Below are 19479 nucleotides of genomic sequence, written 5' to 3' on the forward strand. Positions count from 1 at the left end.
CAGTCTTCGATAGCCTTGCCACGATTCCCCCGACGATCTTTGGTCTTCGTCGAATGATAGAGGAATCTAGCCTCGCGCTCCCAAGCAGAGCGGATCTCTCAGAAATTCCTGGCGCCGATCCAGGTTAGCGTAATACAATAACCTGCCAGTTAGATGCGTGCGCAAAACCAGCGTGCAACATAGAGGAAAAGAATGGTCCGTCCGCATGTCTCCGAACCCCGAGACAACATCGCGAGCCTACGGCTCACCCTGAACGAACGGCAAGAGATGGAGGCAATCTCCAATGTGTTGGGGTTCAAGTCGCTGAGCGACTACATCCGTCATCTTCACAACATCGCCGCGAAGCAGGACAAGAAGCCGGAGCGAATCAACGGCGAGAGCTATGGCCCGTTCTCCATCGCTCACGAAACGAAGCTCGGGAAGATTTACAACGGCAACTCGCTCGAATACTTGCACCATCGTGCAAAGCCCAACTCCGTCAACTTGATCATGACCTCGCCGCCTTTCGGCTTGGTTCGCAAAAAGTCGTACGGGAATGAAGACGCGGCTGCGTATTGCGACTGGTTCCGTCCGTTCGCGGAGGGGTTCAATCGCGTGCTGCGCGACGACGGAAGTTTGGTGATCGACATCGGCGGCGCCTGGAAGCCAGGCACGCCAACACGGTCCCTCTATCACTTCAAGCTCTTGATCATGCTCTGCGAAGAGTTTGGCTTCCACCTTGCTCAAGAGCACTACTGGTGGAATCCGGCCAAGCTGCCCTCGCCCGCAGAGTGGGTCAACATTCGCCGTGTTCGTGTCAAAGACGCCGTTAATTGCGTGTGGTGGCTCTCGAAAACGCCGTATCCGAAAGCGAACAACAAGCGCGTTCTCGCGCCGTATTCCGAGTCGATGAAGGGGCTTTTGAAGAACGGCTACAAGGCGAAGCTGCGGCCGTCTGGACATGACATTTCGGAAAAATTCTCTAAGGACAATGGGGGTTCGGTGCCTCCAAACTTGCTCGCCATTGCGAACACAGAGAGCAATGGGCAATATCAAGACTATTGCCGAGCGAACGGGATCGACATTCACCCGGCTCGCTTCCCCGCGCTGCTGCCTGAGTATTTCATACGGATGCTGACCGACGCGGGTGACCTCGTGGTCGACCCGTTCGCCGGGTCCTGTGTGACCGGTATGGTGGCGGAAAACCTGCGCCGAAAATGGGCCTGCGTTGAACTGTCGAGCGAATATATCCGCGGCGGTATGGCTCGCTTTCAGTCCGACACCGATACCGCGCGCTCACGCCCCGCCAACTATTCGATCAGCACACCTTGCTCGCAGCCCGCGGACGAGGAAGAGGTTCCGCTGGTCGCGAACGGTGGAGCGACAAGGTAAGAAACACCGATTGCTGGCGCTAGATCGGATCGGCGGCAAGCCTGCGATGCAGCCTTGCCGCCCACGCGATCAAGGCTCCGCTTGCCATTCCTGAAAAATCAGTCAGGCCAACCGGCTTTGCCCCGTCCATCGCTTCTTCGAAGCCTGACAATCCAGAGCACACTACTGCGCAGTCGCGAAGCATCGTTCGCGCTTGCTCGACGCTATCGGGCCGAGAATCGCGGCAATATCGCACAAGCTGGGATATCGCATCGACGATTGCGGCGGACGCTGAAAGCGGCGAGCCGAACCATTTGCATTCGAAGTGGGCGACGTCGATTCCGGTTTCCGCGTCCCGAATCGAGACGTCGGCTCGCGCTAGGCCCATGCCTGCGCTCAGAGCCTCCGCCGCTTCCCTGACCATGACTTCGGACGGGTCGAGATTTTCGGCTGCGCGTTTGGCCAACGCATTCTGCCATCTGATTCGATAACGCCCAACGGTCGCGATCTCGGACCCTCCGGCAATCGAACCCTTCCACCTGATCCGTTCGCCCGTTTCCTGCGCCAAAGCTTCGGCCGCCGAGAGCGCGGTCGCCAATTCGAGCTTCTGCCAGTCCTCCAATTGAGCGACCAGCGTGCTCGACAAAATGGAGCGTATCGCATCCACGTCCATGCGCTCGACGCCTTCAAACAGAAGCATCGAATCCGCGGCCATCCGATAGAGCAGCGACAAACCCTTGCGCGCGTCTCTTATCGCAGCCCCGCCCGGTCTGCGCCGCCCTGCGGGCGACAGCATCACCTCGCGCAGCATCCGGGTGCGGCTGGCCCGTTCGAGAAGGCCCACGCGCGCGTGTATCCAATCCTGGTCAGGTCCAAGCTTGTGTCGGCGAATGGCCGACAGGGCCAGCGACTCGGCTTCGCGAAGCACCCAGGCGAGAACATGGTTGCGACGAGTCAGCGCAGAGAGTGCCGGCTCGGACACAACAAAGAGAGTCGAGTCGCCTGAGAGTTCCTGCTCGCAGAGCGTTGCCCGAGCGTCGACGACTCCCGGTATCTGGCCCGAGTGCGTCTGCGTTTCGAAAGCGATTGAAGATCGAATGTCTCGCGGGTTTGCGATCACGCGCTCCGCGATGCGCCGAACCCCGTCAGAAAGCGCCCAGCGCAGCAAAAGCTCCTCGCGCTCCTCGATGTCAACACGTGGAGTCTTCGAGTCCCATCCATTGCCATGCGGCGAGCGATGGCAGCGCAAGAGCGCGGCCAAGCAATGATCGGACAGCGTGGAGGCAAGTGGGATGCTCAGGGCGCAAGCTCCATGAAACGCTGCTCAACGTCGGCGGACGCAGCGCCCGACAGCCCCCACGCTGAGACAATCGCCGACGAGCAATCCATCGCTTCCGCGCGGCTGATGCCGTCGAGCAGCGGCAAGAAGGTCGAGGCCATCACCACGACGAAGGTCTCTTGCGTCTCCGGGGTCGGAGATGACAGAAAGTCGATGTCGGGGTCCATCGCGGCGGCAAGCTTCAAGAAATCAATCACGGGCGCCCCGCCCAGCTCGCGATGACGATTGACGATCGCCCACAAATCCGCGACCGGATTCGGCAACGCGGCGTCGGCGCCCCCTTTCAGCAACCCGAGCTTTTCGAGCCGTTCTCTGACGAAGGCCGCCGGGTCTTCGGGTATGCCGATTCGAATCCACGTGAAGCGCCGGGACAATGCGAAACTGATCTGCTCCAACTGAGACTTGTCGACCTGATTGAGCGTGCACAGCATCGCCCATGCGGGACCGGGGGCGAACTCGTGTTCTGCCTTGGAAGGGTTCGGCTTTGGCAGGATGCGATAGTTTTCGCTTGTCGCGTCTTCGACCTTCACTCGATACGGCAGGGAGGTCGATTGTCCGCTCAGAACGGAAAACAACGGCCCGATCACTTTGTCGATCGGACAGCGATTGAGCTCGTCGATGATGATCGGCTTGTGGAAATCCCGCAGCATGGCGCCCGGCACAAATCCCATCTTGCCCGGGCCAAGCGGCTGATACCCGCCGACGAGGTCTTGCGAACTCCATGACGACGACGCCGTCAACAGCGTGTAAGGCGCCTCGCCCTCCGACAAATCATCGCCCGCGATCTGCTCCGCCACATATTCTGCAAGCGTGGTCTTGCCAGTCCCAGGCGGCCCATGAAAGACGAAATGGCGCTTACCAGCGGCCAAGGCGGCGTTGATCAGCTTATAGACGACCGGCGGAACGCCGAAGAGGTCAGGGGCCGGCAACACCTCCAAATTCTGTGCTGGCTCGATTTCGGCGTCTGCCTCGGCCTCGAAGACCGACCCTAGATCGTATTGCAGCCGCTCCATGTCCTCCTGGCTGTCCGCCGAATAAACGCCGAAGTTCGCGTTTCCGTCGCTCAGCCAGGCCGACAGCGTGGCCGTCGCGTCTTCGTAGCTGAAGAGTTCGCCCGAAGCAAGCTGAATTGGCTCGGGCTCGGCCATTGTCTTGATCAGACTGATGTGCGCGATGGGATAGGCCGTCTTCGGCGTCTCGCGGCCCTTGTAGGACAAGGTGCTGTCCTGGACGTTGAAATCGGTCAGGACATCGCCCGACGTGCCGACCGGCAACGCCCTGGCAAATGCGAACTGCACAATCCACTCCCATTCGTCCGGAAACTTATAGCTGGCCGGTCCCAGCTTGACCGCCGGCATCAGCCGGAACGCCGCGAGCGCGCACTTGCCTGAGCCGTTATTAATGTAGCCGGGGGTCATCGCAGCGGGAGGCGTCATGCCTGACGAATCTTGCGCAAGCCGGGCGACAGGAACCTCGCGTGTCGCGTCAATGTGGACGATCCATCGTGGCGGCTTGCTACTCACGCCGCTCGGCTTCGCCCAATAGCCGGTCTCTTCCAGGACTTCCTCTTTGAGAGACAAATCCTTTGTTCCCGACGATCGGCGAGTGTATGCGAAAGGACGAAGCGGAGCAGAGCTGGCTGCCTTTGCGGCGGTCTCGGCCCCCAAGATGTTGCGTGGCAAGGATGGCAAAACGGACCCTTTCTTCGGAATTTTTTGCCATGTTACGCGGGTCCGCCGCTGGTTACGAGCTCCCACCTGTCTTCCGTCACTCTACTGTCGACGGTTGGGCGACGTGACCCGCTTATCAAGATCCCATTAAGCTGCGAACATCTGCATGAAGAAACTGAATGATTTCGCCATGTGAGCTATACAGCTGACGACAAAGAAGGAGACCGGTTGTGGAGAATCACAAACTTCTACTGGGGCAGCTACTTGATCATGCGTACAAGCTGCACAAACAACAAGCTAAGGGGGACTGGCAATCTCTGGCGCATCTCCTATCGCTCAAAGAAAACAGCGGCCGGCAACTGAGCGCTGAGATCCTGATGCAATACCGTCAGGGCAAACAGTCAGTGAGTATGCAGCGCGCACTGGAGATCGCCGACGGAATCGTGCGCGCCGGAATCCGCAGCAATAGGATCGATGTCGCAATTCAGAAAATCCGGACATTGCACTTTTGGCAAGAAGATGGCGAAGCCCTGAACGAGCTTATCGTCGCCGACAGAACGTCGATAACGAAACATATCGACAAGCTCACCAAGCTCCTGCATAAGCTTGTGCCCATGCTCGTTGATCCGGCACTTGTTGGCTCAGATCCGCGATACAGCGACCGGCTTATCGAGTTCGTCTCTCAGACAGTCCAGACGATCACCCAAGACACCATCGACAATGCTGACCCAGTCGAGTAGGACGCGTCTGTCGCTACTCCTTTTTCAAGTACGAAAGGGCCTTGGATGAGCTCGCGAACACGACGGGCAGCACAGAAACACTGTTCCGGAGCGGTCAGAATTTCCGTACAGTTTCCGTACGGCTCAAAGACTGAAAATAGGTCGCCAGATAAGTTACTGTATTTAAACGAACTTTTGGCGCGCCCGGCTGGGATCGAACCAGCAACCCCTGCCTTCGGAGGGCAGTACTCTATCCATTGAGCTACGGGCGCATATGACAGTGACGACAGTGAAACGACCCCAATAAACCGGCCGCCCACCATTGACAAGACCGCAAGGATACCCGGTTTCCCAAAACGCGTCCACCTTGCCCGCCGAAACCCCGTCAGGCCCGCAATTCGTGCGGGTAAACACGCGCCTTCGCGCCGCTCGCCGTGATGTAAACGTTCCGTCTATAATCGTCCGGACTCATTGGATCGCCAGCCATTTTGCCGTTGCACCGCGCTCACAATTCCTAATCACGGAGACGAGGCAAGCATGAGCGAAGCACCCCACGAATCTCCCGTCAAAACCCCCGGGCAGCTGATTGCCGTCGTCATCGCCTCATTCGCGATTCCGATCGCCCTGATCGTCCTGTTTGCCACTTATGCCAACCATGCGTTCCGTTCGGGCGCGGGCACGGATGCGCTATCCGACGAACAGGTCGCCGCGCGGATCGCACCGCTCGCGAAAGTCGACGTGAAGGACGCCAATGCGCCCCGCACGTACAAGACCGGCGAGGAAGTCTACAAGGCCGTGTGCGTGACCTGTCACGGCACGGGCGCCGCCGGCGCGCCGAAGTTCGGCAACAAGGACGACTGGGCACCGCGCATCTCGCAGGGCTTCGACACGCTGCTGAAAACGGCGCTGTCGGGCAAGGGCGCGATGCCGCCGCGCGGCGGCACGAGCCCCGACGACGTCAGCGACTATGAAATCGCGCGTGCGATCGTCTACATGGCGAACAACGACGGCGCGAACTTCCCCGAACCGGCTGCCCCGGCCGCCAATGCGGCACCGGCGGCGAGCGGCGCGGCGGGTGCGGCAGGCGCTTCAGGCGCCGATGCATCGAACGCGCAGGCCGCCGCTGCAATGGCCGCGATCGCCGCGATTCCGAAGGCCGGCGAAAAGCCCGCGGCCGCGCCGACCAGCGCCGACGCCGCCTCCGCCGGCAAGGCGCTGTACACGCAGGTCTGCCAGGCGTGCCACGCGGCCGGCGTGCTCGGCGCGCCGAAGTTCGGCAGCAAGGAAGACTGGGCGCCGCGCCTGAAGGACTCGATGGATACCGTCTACAACTACGCGCTGCACGGCAAGGGCGCGATGCCGCCGAAGGGCGGGTCGAGTGCGTCCGACGCCGACGTGAAGGCGGCCGTCGACTACATGGTCAACGCGTCGAAGTAACGCTCGCCGGCCAGAAAAAACCCCCGCGGCGCACACGCATCGCGGGGGTTTCGTTTATCCGGATCGCCGGGGCGTCCGAGCGCCGAAGCGCGCCACCTCACTTCTGCAACAGCGCCTTCAGGCTCGCGAGCCGGTCCTTCGGCGTCATCGGCGCTTCCTCCGGCGTGGGCGGCGGCGCTTCGTCGAGCCCCATCTCGGGAATGAAGCGCGACGGCTCGCACACGACCGTCTCGCGCGCCCGCTTGCGCTTCTTGCACCAGTTCAGGTGGAGGCTGCGCTGCGCGCGCGTGATCGCGACGTACATCAGCCGGCGCTCCTCCTCGATCCGCTCGTTGTCGATCGGGCCGTCGTCCTCGCTGCCGCCGCGGTGCGGCATGATGCCCTCCTCGACGCCGACCAGGAACACGTGCGGATACTCGAGCCCCTTCGACGCATGGACGGTCGACAGCCGCACGGCATCCGGATCCTCGTCCTTGCCTTCGAGCATCGACATCAGCGCGACGGTCTGGATCAGGCCGAGCAGGTTCTTGCCGGTGTCCGCAAGCCCGTCCGCGTTGTGGAAGCCGTCGGCCTCGCCGTCGACGGCTTCGGTCTCGGGCTTGGTGCCCTTGCGCTTCAGCCATTCGAGGAATTCGAGCACGTTCTGCCACTTCGACTGCGCCTGCCGCTCGTCGAACGCGTCGTACAGGTAGGCCTCGTAGTGAATGGCCTCCATCATGTCGTCGAGCACGACGGTCGCGGGCTCCTTGTCCGCGCGATCGGTCAGGCGCTGGATGAAGTCGCAGAACATCCTGAGCGGCTCGACCTGCCGCGCGGACAGCCGCGCCTCGATCCCGCCCATGTACACGGCCTCGAACAGCGACACCTTCGCCTGGCCCGCGAACGAGCCGAGCGCCTCGAGCGTCGTGTTGCCGATGCCGCGGCGCGGCGTCGTGACCGCGCGGATGAACGCGGGATCGTCGTCGGCGTTCGCGATCAGCCGCAGGTACGCGCACAGGTCCTTGATCTCGGCCTTGTCGAAGAACGACTGGCCGCCCGACAGCACGTATGGAATCCGCTCGCGCCGCAGCACCTGCTCGAAGATCCGTGCCTGGAAGTTGCCGCGATACAGGATCGCGTAGTCGCGGAACTGCGCGCGCCGCTCGAACTTGTGCGCGGACAGCCGGAACACGACCGATTCGGCCTCATGCTCCTCGTCGTTGCACGGCGTGACGGTGATCGAGTCGCCCATCCCGTGCTCGGACCACAGCTTCTTCTCGAACAGCTTCGGGTTGTTCGCGATCACGTTGTTGGCAGCGGTCAGGATCCGCACCGTCGACCGGTAGTTCTGCTCGAGCTTGATCACGTGCAGCTTCGGGAAGTCCTTGCCGAGCTGCGCGAGGTTCTCGAGCGTAGCGCCGCGCCAGCCGTAGATCGCCTGGTCGTCGTCGCCCACCGCCGTGAACGCGGCGCGCGGGCCGGCGAGCAACTTCAGCAGCTCGTACTGGCACGCGTTGGTGTCCTGGTATTCGTCGATCAGCAGGTAGCGCAGCTTGTTCTGCCAGCGGTCGCGCACCTGCTCGTTCTTCGCGAACAGCTCGGCCGGCAGGCGGATCAGGTCGTCGAAGTCGACCGCCTGGTATGCATGCAGCGTCGCGACGTAGTTGCGGTAGACCAGCGCCGCCTGGTGCTCGTCCTCGTTGGCCGCGATCGTCATCGCCTCCTCGGGCATGATCAGGCCGTTCTTCCACAGCGAGATGGTGCTCTGGATCTTGCGGATCAGGCCCTTGTCGGTGGTGCCGATCTGCTCCTGGATCATCCCGAAGCAGTCGTCCGAATCCATGATCGAGAACTGCGGCTTCAGGCCGACGTGCTCGGCCTCCTGGCGCAGGATCTGCACGCCGAGCGAGTGGAACGTACACACGGTGAGCTGGTTGACGGGCACCTTGCGGCCTTCCTTGCCGGGCGTGGTGAGCGTCTTGCCCTCGAGCAGCTTCGACACGCGCTCGCGCATTTCGGCGGCGGCCTTGTTCGTGAACGTGACGGCCGCGATGTGGCGCGGCTCGAAGCCTTTCGCTTCGATCAGGTGCGCGATCTTCTGCGTGATCACGCGGGTCTTGCCGCTGCCCGCGCCGGCGAGCACGAGGCAGGGACCGTCGAGGTAGCGCACCGCTTCGTTCTGAGCGGAGTTGAGGCCTGCGGACATGATGGCGGATGATGTTGCGGTTGACGGCGAACGCCGGGAGGATGCCGCGCGCGACGGGCCTGGAATGCAGGCGGACACACGGGGCAGGACGCGCATGTTAACACGTCGGCGACGCGCTTTTCGGGAGCGCCGCCGGACGGGGCCGGGCGGGCAGGCCGTCGTTTTCGTCTCCCGGTTCGGCGCTTGATCCGGCCCTCGCTTCCTTGTCCGGACGGCCAATCCGGCCCCATCCACGGCCCGATCGGTCACAATGGGCGACCGTCGCGATGGGAAGTGCCCGGCCCGCACGCCGCAGCGTCGGCCGCCCGGCCTGCCGAGTGCAGCGCCTGCCCGTCCCGCGCCAAATGCCGGCTGCGGCCGCGCATGCGCCGCATCGTGCCGCGCGTTTTGCCGAACGCGCCGGTGCGGGCCGCCGCGCCATGCCAAAATAGCCGGTCGTCCTCGCGCCCCAGCGGCGCGCCCTCTTTTCGTTTCGTACGCAGCCAGGGATTGCCATGTCGTCATTGCTCAGGATTGGTTTGATGGGTTTCGGTTTCGCCGGCGCGACGTTCCACGCGCCGGTGATCGCCACGAGCGGCCGCACCGAGGTCGCCGCGATCGCGACGGGGCAACCCGATCGCGCGCGCGCCGCCTTTCCGGGCGCCCGCATCGTCCCCGATCTCGACACGCTGCTCGGCCTCGACGATATCGACTGCGTGGTGATCGCCACGCCGAACGACACGCACTTCGCGCTCGCGCGCCAGGTGCTCCAGGCCGGCCGCCACGTCGTCGTCGACAAGCCCGTCACGCTCACGGCCGACGAAGCGCTCGCGCTTGCGCGGCTCGCGAACGCGCGCAGCCGCCTGTTCGCACCGTTCCACAACCGCCGCTGGGACGGCGATTTCCTCACCGTGCGCCGCATCGTCGAATCCGGCGAACTCGGCCGGCTCACCTATTTCGCGTCGCACTTCGACCGCTTCCGGCCGACGCCGCGCACGCGCTGGCGCGAGGAGCCCGCACGCGGCGGCGGCCTGCTGCTCGATCTCGGCCCGCACCTGATCGATCAGGCGCTCGCGTTGTTCGGGCTGCCGGAAACGGTCAGCGCCACGGTCAAGACACGCCGCGACAACGGCACGGCGCCCGATTTCGTGCACCTGCTGCTCGGTTATCCGGACAAGGACGTCGCGCTGCATGCGAGCGCGCTGTCGGCGATCGAGCCCGCGCGCTTCACGCTGCACGGCACGCGCGGCAGCTACCAGAAGTTCGGGCTCGACACGCAGGAAGACCAGTTGAAGGCCGGCCTCACGCCGGATCACGTCGAGTTCGGCGGCGGCAACCCGCCCGGCGTGCTGCGCGTGCTCGACGGCGAGGTCGAGGTCGAGCGGCCTGTGCCGACGCTCGACGGGCAGTACGCGGAGTTCTATCGCGCGCTCGCCGCGTCGGTCCACGACGGCGCGCCGTTCCCGGTCACGCCGCAGGACGCCGTCGACGTGATGACGATCATCGAGCTCGCCGCGCAGAGCGAGCACGAAGGCCGCCGGGTACCGTTCGTGCGTCGCACAGTCTGACGGCCGCCGGCCGGGTCGTCGCCCCGGCCGCAGCCGCCACCTCGCGCCGCGCCGCCCCGGCTGCGCGCCCCCGTCAGCCGCCACGGCGCCACGATCCCGAACATTCCGTTACAAATGGTGCGGGAACGAAAGTCAGCGGTCGTCCGGTCTGACGCGTTTCTCAAAAAGTCGATCCGACACCAAACCGTCAGGAGAATGTGATGCAACGGTTGATTCGCGCAGCGGCATGCTGCGTCCTGGTTTCCTCGCTCGCGGCCTGTGTCGTGCAGCCGCAGCGGCCGGCCCGACAGGCGCCCCCGCCCCCGCCGCGGCCGAATCCGCAGGTCGTCGCGAACGATCGCCTGCAGGAGGTCCAGGGCCGGATCGACAACCTGCACCGGCGCATCGACGCGCGCGTGAACGGCGGCTACTACCCGCCGCCGTACGGCGCGCAGCTGCACCACCGCCTCGACGTGATCCGCCAGGAAGCGAACGACATGTCGGGCCAGCACAACGGCGGCCTGTCCGGCGACGAACAGCGCGTGCTGAACCAGGAACTCGACACGGCCGCGCGCGCGATCGGCGAGTAATCCCGGCCATGCCGGCGCCCGCCGGTGCCGGCAGAAGCGGCGGCGCCCACGCCGCCGCTTGTCGCGAAGCGACATTCTTTTGCTCAAATTGACAATGCCCACCCGCTCGCGTACAGTCGCCCGCACGCGTCGGGAGAGCGTGTGACCGCATAGCAGCAACGCCGGTCGCGCCGCCGAAGGGGCACACCCGCAAACTCTCAGGCAAAAGGACCGACCGCGTCGGGGAATCCCGTCCGCGCATTGCGCGGGCCGCACTCCCCGCACTCTGGAGAGCGGCAGTAGCCCGCAGCACATTGGCTGCGCGGGCAGGCTGCCCACCGAAGGGGCGCGCGTTCGCCGGCTTGTGGCCGCGGCGCAATCTCTCAGGTATCGAGGACAGAGGGGCATGTACCGGATCGTTTCGCAGGCCCCAGGGCCGCGACGGTCGGCACATGGCCGTTCTGACCCGCGCGCAAGCGCCTTGCCTGAGGCCTCGATGACTGCACTGAATCAAACCCCGCTCAACGCCGCGCACCGCGCGCTCAATGCCCGCATGGTCGACTTCGGCGGCTGGGACATGCCCGTCAACTACGGCTCGCAGATCGAAGAACACGAAGCCGTGCGCACCGACGCCGGCATGTTCGACGTGTCGCACATGTGCGTCGTCGATTTCACCGGCAGCCGCGTGCGCGCGTTCTTCGAGCACGCGATCGCGAACAACGTCGGCAAGCTCAAGATCCCCGGCAAGGCGCTCTACTCGTGCCTGCTCAATCCGCAGGGCGGCGTCATCGACGACCTGATCGTCTATTACTTCACCGAAGACTTCTTCCGCGTCGTCGTCAACGCCGGCACGGCCGAGAAGGACATCGCGTGGTTCAACCAGCTCAACGAACAAGGCGGCTACGGCCTGACCATCGTGCCGCGCCGCGATTTCGCGATCGTCGCCGTTCAGGGCCCGAACGCCCGTGAAAAGGTCTGGACGACGGTGCCCGCCGCGCGCGCCGCGACCGGCGAGCTGAAGCCGTTCAACGCCGCGCAGGTCGCCGGCACGCCGTTCGGCGACCTCACCGTCGCGCGCACCGGCTACACCGGCGAAGACGGCTTCGAGGTGATCGTCCCGGCCGTGCACGTCGTAGCGCTGTGGAACGCGCTGCAGCAAAACGGCGTGCGCCCGTGCGGGCTTGGCGCGCGCGACACGCTGCGCCTCGAGGCCGGCATGAACCTGTACGGCCAGGACATGGACGACACCGTCTCCCCGCTCGACGCGGGCCTCGCATGGACGGTCGACCTGTCGGCGCCGCGCGAGTTCGTCGGCCGCGCCGCGCTCGAGGCAAACGGCACGCGCGCCGCGTTCGTCGGCCTGATCCTGCAGAAGGAAAACGGCAAGGCGGGCGGCGTGCTGCGCGCGCACCAGAAGGTCGTCACGCCGCACGGCGAAGGCGAGATCACGAGCGGCACGTTCTCGCCGTCGATGCAGGAGTCGATCGCATTCGCGCGCGTGCCGGCGGCCGTCCAGGTCGGCGACACGGTCCACGTGCAGATTCGAGACAAGCAACTTCCCGCGCGCGTGGTAAAACTGCCGTTCGTGCGCAACGGCAAGGTCCTCGCTGCGTAACGACCGGGAGGCGGCCGGGAGGCCGCCTGCCGTGAAGCCGGGAAATGGCGCCCGGCGCAACCACACCCGGCGCGCCCCGGCGGCGCGCCAGCATAACGAACACACCCTTTTATCCAGGAGCATCCGATGAGCAACGTCCCGGCCGATCTGAAGTACACCGACGAACACGAGTGGGTCCGCACCGAAGCCGACGGCACGCTGACGGTCGGCATCACCGATCACGCGCAGAGCACGCTCGGCGACATCGTCTTCCTCGAACTGCCGCAAGTCGGCAAGTCGGTGAACGCGGGCGACGCCGTCGGCGTCGTCGAATCGGTGAAGGCGGCATCCGACATCTACTCGCCGGTGTCCGGCGAAGTCGTCGCCATCAACGAAGAAGCCGCCGACTCGCCGGAAGAAGTGAACAGCGACGCATACGGCGTGTGGCTCTTCAAGATCAAGCTCGCGGCCGGCGCCTCGACCGACAAGCTGATCGACGCTGACGCCTACAGCAAGCTGATCGACTAATTTTCCTTACCCGAACCGCGCGGGGCCGGCCTCGGCCCGCGCGGGACCAGAGTCACGCCATGAAGCTCGAACACCCGGACCGCCTGATGAACCGCACGCCCCTCTCGCTCGCCGCGCTCGAAACGCACGACGCGTTCGCAGAACGCCACATCGGCCCCGATGCCGCCAGCCAGCAGGCCATGCTCGACACGCTCGGCTTCGCGTCGCGCGCCGCCCTGATCGACGCCGTGATCCCGGCCTCGATCCGCCGCGCCGAAACGCTGCCGCTCGGCCCGTTCGCGCAACCGAAGAGCGAGGCCGAAGCCCTCGCCGCGCTGCGCGCCCTCGCGGACAAGAACCAGGTGTTCCGCTCGTATATCGGCCAGGGTTATTACGACTCGCACACGCCGGCCGTGATCCTGCGCAACGTGCTCGAAAACCCGGCGTGGTACACGGCCTACACGCCGTACCAGCCCGAAATTTCCCAGGGTCGCCTCGAGGCGCTCCTGAACTTCCAGCAGATGGTCGCCGACCTCACGGGCCTCGCGATCTCGAACGCATCGCTGCTGGACGAAGCAACCGCCGCGGCCGAAGCGATGACGCTGCTGCAGCGCACCGGCAAGCCGGCGTCGAACGTGTTCTACGTCGCCGACGACGTGCTGCCGCAGACGCTCGAAGTGATCCGCACGCGCGCGCTGCCGATCGGCATCGAGGTCAAGACGGGCCCGGCGGCCGACGCCGCGCAGGCCAACGCGTTCGGCGTGCTGCTCCAGTACCCGGGCGTATACGGCGACGTGCGCGACTACCGCGCGCTCACCGAAGCGATCCACGCGGCCGGCGGCCATGTGGTCGTCGCGGCCGACCTGCTCGCCCTGACCGTGCTGACGCCGCCCGGCGAATGGGGCGCGGACGTCGCGGTCGGCAACACGCAGCGCTTCGGCGTGCCGATGGGCTTCGGCGGCCCGCACGCCGCGTACATGGCCGTGCGTGACGAATTCAAGCGCCAGATGCCGGGCCGCCTGGTCGGCGTGACCGTCGACGCGCAGGGCAAGCCCGCGCTGCGCCTCGCGCTGCAGACGCGCGAACAGCACATCCGCCGCGAGAAGGCGACGTCGAACGTGTGTACCGCGCAGGCGCTGCTCGCGATCATGGCGAGCATGTACGCGGTCTACCACGGCCCGCACGGCCTGAAGACGATCGCGCTGCGCGTGAACCGCATCGCGGCGCTGTTCGCCGCCGGCGTGAAGCAGCTCGGCTTCGCGACCGTCAACGACACGTTCTTCGACACGCTGACGATCGATACCGGCGCGCGCACCGCGCAGGTCCACGAATTCGCGAAGGCCAAGCGCATCAACCTGCGTCGCGTGAGCGACACGCAAGTCGGCGTGTCGGTCGACGAAACGACGACCCGCGACGACCTCGCCGATCTCCTCGCCGTGTTCGCGCAGGCCGCGGGCGGCACCGCGCCGGCCGTGGACGCGCTGGACGCGGGCCTCGGCGGCGTCGCCGTGCTGCCGGCCGGCCTCGAGCGCACGAGCGCGTACCTGACGCACCACGTGTTCAACCGCCACCATTCCGAAACCGAAATGCTGCGCTACCTGCGCAGCCTGTCGGACAAGGATCTCGCGCTCGACCGCTCGATGATCCCGCTCGGTTCGTGCACGATGAAGCTGAACGCGACGTCGGAAATGCTGCCGGTCACGTGGCCCGAATTCGGCCGGATCCACCCGTTCGCGCCGGCCGAGCAGACCGTCGGCTATCGCGAGATGATCGACCAGCTCGAGCAGATGCTCGTCGCCGCGACCGGCTATGCGGCCGTGTCGCTGCAGCCGAACGCCGGCTCGCAGGGCGAATACGCGGGCCTCTTGATCATCCACGCTTACCACGCATCGCGCGGCGAAGCGCATCGCGACGTATGCCTGATCCCGGCCTCCGCGCACGGCACGAACCCGGCGTCGGCGCACATGGCCGGCATGAAGGTCGTGGTCGTCGCGTGCGACGCGCAGGGCAACGTCGACATCGCCGACCTGAAGGCGAAGGCCGAGCAGCACGCGAACGATCTCGCGGCGATCATGATCACGTATCCGTCGACGCACGGCGTGTTCGAGCAGAACGTCCGCGAGATCTGCGAGATCGTGCATGCGCACGGCGGCCAGGTGTACGTCGACGGCGCGAACATGAACGCGATGGTCGGCCTGACCGCGCCGGGCCAGTTCGGCGGCGACGTGTCGCACCTGAACCTGCACAAGACCTTCTGCATCCCGCACGGCGGCGGCGGCCCGGGCGTCGGCCCGGTCGCGGTCGGCGCGCACCTCGCGAAGTTCCTGCCGAACCAGCGTTCGACCGGCTACGCGCGTGCGGAAGACGGCATCGGCGCGGTGTCGGCCGCGCCGTACGGCTCGGCGTCGATCCTGCCGATCTCGTGGATGTACATCGCGATGATGGGCGCGAAGAACCTGACCGCCGCGACGGAAACCGCGATCCTCAACGCGAACTACATCGCGAAGCGCCTCGCGCCGCACTATCCGGTGCTGTATTCGGGCCCGGGCGGGCTGGTCGCGCACGAGTGCATTCTCGACCTGCGCCCGCTCAAGGAAACGAGCGGCATCAGCGTCGACGACGTCGCGAAGCGCCTGATGGACTACGGCTTCCATGCGCCGACGATGAGCTTCCCGGTGCCGGGCACGCTGATGGTCGAGCCGACGGAATCGGAATCGCAGGAAGAACTCGACCGCTTCATCGCCGCGATGATCGCGATCCGCGAGGAAATCCGTGCCGTCGAGGAAGGCCGCGCCGACCGCGAGGACAACCCGCTGCGTCACGCGCCGCACACGGCAGCCGTCGTCACCGCGAACGAATGGCCGCACGCGTACTCGCGCGAGCAGGCGGCGTACCCGGTCGCGTCGCTCGGCACGAACAAGTACTGGCCGCCGGTCGGCCGTGCGGACAACGCCTACGGCGACCGCAACCTGTTCTGCTCGTGCGTGCCGGTGTCGGACTACGCATAACGCTCGCCGCGCTCCGGAGTCCGGCCGTGACCACACCGCACGCAACCCTCGGTTGCGTGCGGTTTTTGCGTCCGCTGCCTGCCCGATCGATTCACGCTTGCCCGCCAATCCGGCTAACATCACACGCGATTCAGCCAATCAAGGAGTTCCGCATGGTGCGTCCGATGTTTCCGGGCCAGGGTGCCACGCAGGAGCGGCCGCGCACGCGCACGCGCCGCGTCGTGCCGCTGCTCGTCGCGTCGCTGTCGTTGGCCGCCGGCCTCGGCACGGCCGGCAGCGCGCGCGCGGCGATGAATTTCTGCGCGGCGCCCGCGTTGCAGGCGAGCGAGACGACGCAGGCCGAGCCGGGCGTGCAGGCACTGATCCGCAGCGTCGACGCGCGCATCGGCGAGCAGCCGAAGGCAATGGCGCGCGTGCACACCGAGGGCACGCTGCCGCACGAAGGCATCTACGACCAGAGCGTCGATGCGCTGAAGGACATGGAGCTGATGCGCGATGCCGCGCTCGCGTGGCGCGTGACCAATGCGCCGCGCTACCTGCAGCTCGTCGACCGCTTCCTGTCCGCGTGGGTGTCGACCTATCAGCCGGGCTTCAACCCGATCGACGAGACGCGCTTCGACAGCCTGATCATCGCGTACGACATGACGGCGAGCGCGCTGCCGGTCAAGACGCGTAACGCGACGGCGGCGTTCATCGCGAAGCTCGGCGCCGGTTACGTCGCGCAGATCGACGCACAGAAGCGCCCGCTCGCCGGCACCTGGCGCAACAACTGGCAGAGCCACCGGATCAAGCTGATCGCGCTGTCCGCGTTCACGCTCGGCGACCGCAAGATGATGAACGCCGCGCAGCGGCTGTTCGTCGAGCATCTCGCCGACAACATCGGCCCGGACGGCAAGACCTGGGATTTCGAGGAACGCGATGCGCTGCATTACGCGGTGTACGACTTGCAACCGCTGGTGACGGCCGCGCTCGCCGCGCGCCGCTTCAACCGCAACTGGCTGCGCGAGCGCGGCGCGAACGGCGCGACGCTCGCGGCCGCGCTCGACTGGCTCGTGCCGTACGCGCTCGGCGAGAAAACGCACGAGGAATTCGTGAATTCGCCGGTGCCGTTCGACGCGAAGCGCCGCGAGGCCGGCTTGCCGGGTTATACGGGGCAGTGGGACCCGAAAAACGCCACCGAACTCTTTCATCTGGCCGCGCGTCTCGACGGGCGCTATGCGCGCGTCGCGCGGCAACTCTCCCCCATGCCGCCCGCATGGCTCGCCGCGTGCCTGCCATTGCAGGCGCGCTAGCATTATTCTTAAAGCAAGGCAGGTATCAAGATGGCAGTCAGCGTGTTTGACCTCTTCAAGATCGGCATCGGCCCGTCCAGTTCGCATACGGTCGGACCGATGCGCGCGGCGCTGATGTTCGTGCAGGGCCTCGAGCGCGACGGGATGCTCGACGCGACGGCCAGTGTGAAGGTCGAGCTGTACGGCTCGCTCGGCGCGACCGGCAAGGGCCACGGCACCGACCGCGGCGTGATGCTCGGCCTGCTCGGCGACGCGCCCGACACCGTCGATCCCGAGACGATCGACGCGCGTCTGGAAGACGTCCGCAAGTCGAAGAAGCTCGCGCTGCTCGGCACGCATCCGGTGCCGTTCGTGCTGAAGGAGAACATCGCGTTCTACCGGCAGGCGCTGCCCGAGCACCCGAACGGCATGAAGCTGCGCGCGTCCGACGCGAACGGCGACGTGCTGGTCGAGCGCACCTACCTGTCCGTCGGCGGCGGCTTCGTCGTGACGGCCGGTGCGCCGAACACGAAGGTGCTGAGCGCGGCCGAGCAGATGACGCATCCGTTCCGCACCGGCGCCGAGCTGCTCGCGCTGACCGAGTCGACCGGCAAGTCGATCGCGCAGCTGATGTGGGAAAACGAGCGCGCGTGGCACACCGAGGAAGAGACGCGCGACGGGCTGCTGAAGATCTGGGCCGTGATGCAGTCGTGCGTGTCGCGCGGCTGCGGGATCGGCAACCCGGAAGCCGACGGCAACCTGCCCGGCCCGTTCCAGGTCAAGCGCCGTGCGCCGCAGCTGTATCGTGCGCTGACCGGCCATCCGGAGCGCGCGCTGCAGGATCCGCTGTCGATGGTCGACTGGATCAACCTGTATGCGATCGCGGTCAACGAGGAAAACGCGGCCGGCGGCCGCGTCGTCACCGCGCCGACCAACGGCGCGGCCGGCATCATCCCGGCCGTGCTGCACTACTACACGCGCTTCACGCCGGGCGCGAACGAACAGGGCGTGATCGACTTCCTGCTGACCGCCGCCGCGATCGGCATCCTGTACAAGCTCAACGCGTCGATTTCGGGTGCGGAAGTGGGCTGCCAGGGCGAAGTGGGCGTCGCGTGCTCGATGGCGGCCGGCGCGCTCGCGGCCGTGCTCGGCGGCACGCCGCGCCAGGTCGAGAACGCGGCCGAGATCGGGATGGAGCACAACCTCGGCCTCACCTGCGACCCGGTCGGCGGGATGGTGCAGATCCCGTGCATCGAGCGCAACGCGATGGCGTCGGTGAAGGCGGTCAACGCGGCGCGCATGGCGCTGCGCGGCGACGGCTCGCACTACGTGTCGCTCGACTCGGTGATCAAGACGATGCGCGAGACGGGCGCCGACATGAAGACGAAATACAAGGAAACGTCGCGCGGCGGGCTGGCGGTGAATATCGTCGAGTGCTGATGCAGGGTCCGGCGGTCATGCGGGTGGATCGATATCACGCATGACCGTCGGACACCATCACCGCCATCAATCGTTCAGCCAGTTCTCCAGCCGCAATCCCGGATAGCTGACGAAATCCCGCTCGTTGTTGGTCACGAGCGCGACGTCGAGCGACACCGCATGCGCGGCGATCAGCTTGTCGAGATGATCCTTCTTCCGCTGCTCGACGCCGACTTGCGGATATCGGGCATCACGGCCACTGCCGTCGCGCATGCAGCACGCGGAGGATCTCGACGATCCCCTCAGCCGGTCTGATGCGATACACGAGCACGTGGTTCGGCGCGACCACCAGTTCGCGCGTGCCGGCCACTCGCCCTTGCCGATACAGCTCTGCACGGGCCGGCAACGTGGCGGCCCTTTGTTCCAGCGGTTCGTCGAGTTCGATTGCGGCCTGCGGGTCGTCCTCGCCGATGTAGTCCATGATCGCGGCGCGATCCTCGTACGCCTTCGGATTCCAGTGCAGCGCGAAGGTCAAGAAGCATCCCCTCGCCTGCCCGCGAGCCGTTCACGCAGCGCCGCACGGCGCGACGCGAAGAGTCGGCGCTCACCTCCGCGTCGGGAATCGACGCGCGCGGATCGTCCAGCGCCTGCTGCACCTGCTCGCGAAACCAGCGATCGTGGGCCGCCGCCTCGTGTGCCGCCCTCATCGCGGCCGCCCGATCGGGCCGGGTCGCCCGGCCGGCCGCATCCGGGTCGAACTCCGACGCATCCACATCGAAACGGCTGATACCGATGTCGCGCAGAAAGCCGACCAGCGTTTCAAAGCGGCGAAACACCCGCACGTCGCGTGCAACATCCACGCCCCCGAGCTCCCCGCGTTCCGAC

Annotated in this window: 14 protein-coding genes, 1 tRNA gene, 2 pseudogenes and 2 riboswitches; of the genes and pseudogenes, 10 read left to right on the top strand and 7 right to left on the bottom strand. The window is 65.8% G+C overall.

Going from position 1 to position 19479, the window contains the following annotated elements; genetic code table 11:
* Positions 1–192: 192 nt before the first annotated feature.
* A complete protein-coding gene (locus DIE02_RS29700) occupies positions 193–1371 on the top strand; it encodes a site-specific DNA-methyltransferase (RefSeq protein WP_175874055.1) in 1179 nt (392 codons plus the stop codon).
* A gap of 19 nt (positions 1372–1390) precedes the next feature.
* On the opposite strand, the gene DIE02_RS29705 is transcribed toward DIE02_RS29700, so the two are convergent.
* Together DIE02_RS29705 and DIE02_RS29710 are read right to left on the bottom strand one after the other, a co-directional pair.
* The gene (locus DIE02_RS29705) at positions 1391–2611 is read right to left on the bottom strand and encodes a hypothetical protein (protein WP_124530097.1); all 1221 of its coding nucleotides are present in this window, start codon (positions 2609–2611) and stop codon (positions 1391–1393) included.
* A 35-nt stretch (positions 2612–2646) separates the two neighbouring features.
* Positions 2647–4269, bottom strand: coding sequence for an AAA family ATPase (locus DIE02_RS29710; protein WP_124530098.1), 1623 nt, complete (start codon positions 4267–4269; stop codon positions 2647–2649).
* A gap of 320 nt (positions 4270–4589) precedes the next feature.
* On the opposite strand from DIE02_RS29710, the gene DIE02_RS29715 reads away from it, so the two are divergent.
* Positions 4590–5099, top strand: coding sequence for a hypothetical protein (locus tag DIE02_RS29715; protein ID WP_124530099.1), 510 nt, complete (start codon positions 4590–4592; stop codon positions 5097–5099).
* 175 nt (positions 5100–5274) lie between these two features.
* Here the strand turns inward: DIE02_RS29715 and DIE02_RS29720 are convergent.
* A tRNA-Arg gene (locus tag DIE02_RS29720) sits at positions 5275–5350 on the bottom strand.
* 265 nt (positions 5351–5615) lie between these two features.
* Between DIE02_RS29720 and DIE02_RS29725 the strand changes: the two genes are divergently transcribed.
* Positions 5616–6515, top strand: a complete 900-nt coding sequence (locus DIE02_RS29725) for a cytochrome c5 family protein (protein ID WP_124486853.1) — start codon at positions 5616–5618, stop codon at positions 6513–6515.
* A 97-nt stretch (positions 6516–6612) separates the two neighbouring features.
* Here DIE02_RS29725 and DIE02_RS29730 read toward each other — a convergent pair whose 3' ends face one another.
* Positions 6613–8700: a UvrD-helicase domain-containing protein gene (locus DIE02_RS29730; RefSeq protein WP_124486852.1), complete on the bottom strand. Its 2088-nt coding sequence runs from the start codon at positions 8698–8700 to the stop codon at positions 6613–6615.
* Positions 8701–9194: 494 nt separating this feature from the next.
* Here DIE02_RS29730 and DIE02_RS29735 point away from each other — a divergent pair, with 494 nt between their 5' ends.
* From DIE02_RS29735 to DIE02_RS29765, 7 genes are all read left to right on the top strand, one after another.
* Positions 9195–10247, top strand: coding sequence for an oxidoreductase (locus tag DIE02_RS29735; RefSeq protein WP_044848371.1), 1053 nt, complete (start codon positions 9195–9197; stop codon positions 10245–10247).
* A 200-nt stretch (positions 10248–10447) separates the two neighbouring features.
* Positions 10448–10816: a hypothetical protein gene (locus DIE02_RS29740; RefSeq protein ID WP_044848372.1), complete on the top strand. Its 369-nt coding sequence runs from the start codon at positions 10448–10450 to the stop codon at positions 10814–10816.
* A gap of 120 nt (positions 10817–10936) precedes the next feature.
* Positions 10937–11040, top strand: a riboswitch (glycine riboswitch).
* Positions 11041–11071: 31 nt separating this feature from the next.
* Positions 11072–11205, top strand: a riboswitch (glycine riboswitch).
* A gap of 86 nt (positions 11206–11291) precedes the next feature.
* Complete coding sequence (gcvT, locus tag DIE02_RS29745; protein ID WP_124486851.1) at positions 11292–12410, top strand: glycine cleavage system aminomethyltransferase GcvT; 1119 nt, start codon at positions 11292–11294, stop codon at positions 12408–12410.
* A 126-nt stretch (positions 12411–12536) separates the two neighbouring features.
* On the top strand, positions 12537–12917 hold the full coding sequence (gene gcvH / locus DIE02_RS29750; protein WP_044848374.1) for a glycine cleavage system protein GcvH: 381 nt from the start codon (positions 12537–12539) through the stop codon (positions 12915–12917).
* A gap of 59 nt (positions 12918–12976) precedes the next feature.
* Positions 12977–15904 (top strand): aminomethyl-transferring glycine dehydrogenase, encoded by a 2928-nt coding sequence (gcvP, locus tag DIE02_RS29755; RefSeq protein ID WP_124486850.1) that lies wholly within the window; start codon positions 12977–12979, stop codon positions 15902–15904.
* 152 nt (positions 15905–16056) lie between these two features.
* Entirely contained in the window at positions 16057–17196 is a 1140-nt protein-coding gene (locus tag DIE02_RS29760; RefSeq protein ID WP_124486849.1) for an alginate lyase family protein, read from the top strand.
* Between the two features lie 30 nt (positions 17197–17226).
* A complete protein-coding gene (locus tag DIE02_RS29765) occupies positions 17227–18615 on the top strand; it encodes an L-serine ammonia-lyase (RefSeq protein ID WP_124486848.1) in 1389 nt (462 codons plus the stop codon).
* Positions 18616–18681: 66 nt separating this feature from the next.
* Here the strand turns inward: DIE02_RS29765 and DIE02_RS29770 are convergent.
* From DIE02_RS29770 to DIE02_RS36205, 3 genes and pseudogenes are all read right to left on the bottom strand, one after another.
* Positions 18682–18816, bottom strand: a pseudogene (locus DIE02_RS29770) (VapC toxin family PIN domain ribonuclease); the annotation flags it as partial.
* Positions 18817–18844: 28 nt separating this feature from the next.
* Entirely contained in the window at positions 18845–19129 is a 285-nt protein-coding gene (locus tag DIE02_RS29775) for a type II toxin-antitoxin system RelE/ParE family toxin (RefSeq protein WP_124486847.1), read from the bottom strand.
* Positions 19126–19439 (bottom strand): annotated as a pseudogene (locus tag DIE02_RS36205) (hypothetical protein); the annotation flags it as partial. The gene DIE02_RS29775 and the pseudogene DIE02_RS36205, both read right to left, overlap by 4 nt.
* Positions 19440–19479 lie beyond the last annotated feature (40 nt).

The sequence above is a fragment of the Burkholderia sp. Bp8991 genome (genome assembly GCF_003853795.1).
Taxonomy (GTDB): domain Bacteria; phylum Pseudomonadota; class Gammaproteobacteria; order Burkholderiales; family Burkholderiaceae; genus Burkholderia.

What these genes read in the sequence shown, in the direction of transcription:
- DIE02_RS29700 (WP_175874055.1), top strand. Translation starts at nt 193, where the DNA reads ATGGTCCGTCCGCATGTCTCCGAACCCCGAGACAACATCGCGAGCCTA.
- DIE02_RS29725 (WP_124486853.1), top strand. Translation starts at nt 5,616, where the DNA reads ATGAGCGAAGCACCCCACGAATCTCCCGTCAAAACCCCCGGGCAGCTG.
- DIE02_RS29730 (WP_124486852.1), bottom strand. Translation starts at nt 8,700, where the DNA reads ATGTCCGCAGGCCTCAACTCCGCTCAGAACGAAGCGGTGCGCTACCTC.
- DIE02_RS29735 (WP_044848371.1), top strand. Translation starts at nt 9,195, where the DNA reads ATGTCGTCATTGCTCAGGATTGGTTTGATGGGTTTCGGTTTCGCCGGC.
- DIE02_RS29740 (WP_044848372.1), top strand. Translation starts at nt 10,448, where the DNA reads ATGCAACGGTTGATTCGCGCAGCGGCATGCTGCGTCCTGGTTTCCTCG.
- gcvT (WP_124486851.1), top strand. Translation starts at nt 11,292, where the DNA reads ATGACTGCACTGAATCAAACCCCGCTCAACGCCGCGCACCGCGCGCTC.
- gcvH (WP_044848374.1), top strand. Translation starts at nt 12,537, where the DNA reads ATGAGCAACGTCCCGGCCGATCTGAAGTACACCGACGAACACGAGTGG.
- gcvP (WP_124486850.1), top strand. Translation starts at nt 12,977, where the DNA reads ATGAAGCTCGAACACCCGGACCGCCTGATGAACCGCACGCCCCTCTCG.
- DIE02_RS29760 (WP_124486849.1), top strand. Translation starts at nt 16,057, where the DNA reads ATGGTGCGTCCGATGTTTCCGGGCCAGGGTGCCACGCAGGAGCGGCCG.
- DIE02_RS29765 (WP_124486848.1), top strand. Translation starts at nt 17,227, where the DNA reads ATGGCAGTCAGCGTGTTTGACCTCTTCAAGATCGGCATCGGCCCGTCC.